1 protein-coding gene and 2 pseudogenes are annotated in these 2,000 nt (G+C 65.6%); all 3 read left to right on the forward strand.

The genetic code is table 11. The features are described from left to right. Positions 1-21 precede the first annotated feature (21 nt). The gene (locus JCM25156_RS14945) at positions 22-261 is read left to right on the forward strand and encodes a TVP38/TMEM64 family protein (RefSeq protein WP_025813707.1); all 240 of its coding nucleotides are present in this window, start codon (positions 22-24) and stop codon (positions 259-261) included. A 96-nt stretch (positions 262-357) separates the two neighbouring features. Continuing rightward, positions 358-1,646, forward strand: a pseudogene (locus JCM25156_RS24970) (multidrug effflux MFS transporter). Between the two features lie 184 nt (positions 1,647-1,830). Next, a pseudogene (locus JCM25156_RS31395) lies at positions 1,831-2,000 on the forward strand (adenine phosphoribosyltransferase); the annotation flags it as partial.

The following is a 2,000-nucleotide window of genomic DNA, read 5'->3' on the forward strand; positions in this document are numbered from 1 at the left end:
CGGTGCTGATGGCTGCGGCTCATGCCGGTTGGCTCGGCCCTTCTGCTCAACCTGGCGTCGGGCATGCTGGGGGTGCGGGCCGCGTCCTTCGCCCTGGCGACCGTGCTGGGCAGCCTGCCCCAGACCATCGTGTTCGTGCTGGTGGGTACGGGCATGCGGCTGGGGAGTGCCGACCGTCTGGGGGTGGCGGCGGTGCTGTTCGGCCTGTCCGCGCTGGTGGGGCTATGGCTCATGCGGCGGATGCGCGGTGGCTGGGTATAGGAATAACGAATTGCAGAAATGCCTTAATTAGATGGTGAAAAGCACGAGACTGCTGGTCTAGTAGTCCCGACAATCCTTTCAATACTGGAGTGCCTCATGGGGTCATCCGCAATGGCGGGCCGGCCAGCAGAAACCCCCGCGCCGGACTCGACTGTCCGCCCCATGGGCTGGATCGCGATCCTGCTCGGGTTCCTGACTGCGGTCGGGCCTGTCTCCACCGACATATACCTGCCCGCCTTCCCGGAGCTGGAAACCACGCTGCATGGCCGCGCGGGCTCCGCGCAGATGACGCTGGCGGTCTGGTTCGTCGGGCTGGCGATCGGGCAGATCACCATGGGGCCGCTATCGGACAGGTTCGGTCGCCGCCTGCCCATGCTGGCGGGGACCATCGTCTATACGCTGGCCTCCGTCGGGTGCGCGATGGCGCGGGACATTCCCACCTTTTCGCTGTTCCGCCTGATCGCGTCGCTGGGCGCGTCCGCCAGTCTCATCATCCCCAGCGCCTGCGTGCGTGACATGTCGCATGGCAATGAATCCGCCCGCCTCATGTCGCGGCTGGTGCTGGTGATGGGCGTCGTGCCCATCCTGGCCCCGACACTGGGGGGCATGGTGCTGTCGATCGCGTCGTGGCGGTCGATCTTCTGGGCCTCGGCGGTGTACGGGCTGATCTGTATCGGCCTGATCTGGCGCGTCCTGCCCGAGACACTGCAGCCCGCGAACCGTAGCGAATTTTCCCCCGTGACCCTGTTCAGCCGCTACGTGATGCTGGCGCGTGACCGCGGGTTCATCACCCATGCGATGATCGCGGGTTTCTCGTGCTTCATGTCGTTTACCTATCTTTCGGCCGCGCTTCGGTGTTCATCAACCAGTTCGGGCTTTCGCCCGCGCATTTCGGCATGATGTTCGGCGTATTCGCCGTGTGCATGATCGGGGCCTCGCAGCTCAATGGCGTGCTGGTGGGGCGGATCGACGCCTCCCGCATCCTGGGCGTTTCGGTGGGGGTCGCGGTGCTGGGCACCATCGCCACGACCGCGATGGCCATCGTCATCACCTTCGCCACGCAGCATGGCGGCCACCCGCCGTTATGGATGCTGGGCTGCCTGATCCTGGCCATGATGGTCTCACTGGGCACCACCGGCATCATCGGCCCCAACGCGACGGTGGGGGCGCTGGCGGACCATCCGCGCTTCGCGGGCAGTGCGTCGGCCTTTGTCGGCACGCTGCAATACGTTCTGGGCGCGGTCGCCGGTGCGTTCGTGGGCATGCTGCCCGCCAATTCGCCCATTCCCATGGCGGGCGTGATGCTGATGGGGGCCGCGATCATGCTGATCATGGTGCTGCTGCGCCCGGCCCGGCCCGGTGCGGGCGAAGGGGTGCAGGAATAAAATCTTCCATCATGCTTCCGGCCGTGGGTCAGGGTCCAAAGCTCGTGGAACCGTCGCGGGTGGGCTTGTCCCCCCGGCGTGTGGCGGCTACAGCGGGGAGCCGTCCACAGGGCGACATTTTCGTGAACGGGGCACGCATGTCCCGGATTTGGTATGACCACGCAACGGGGACTGCGCACCGATCATGACGACCGCCAAGATCGACCTGAAACAATACATCCGTAACATCCCGGATTTTCCCAAGCCCGGTATCCTGTTCTACGATATTTCGACCCTGATGCGGAACGCCGACGCCTGGCAGATCGCCATGGGCCGTCTTGCCGCCGCCGTCGCCCCCTGGGCGCCGGATGTGCT

It is taken from the genome of Komagataeibacter kakiaceti JCM 25156 (genome assembly GCF_000613305.1).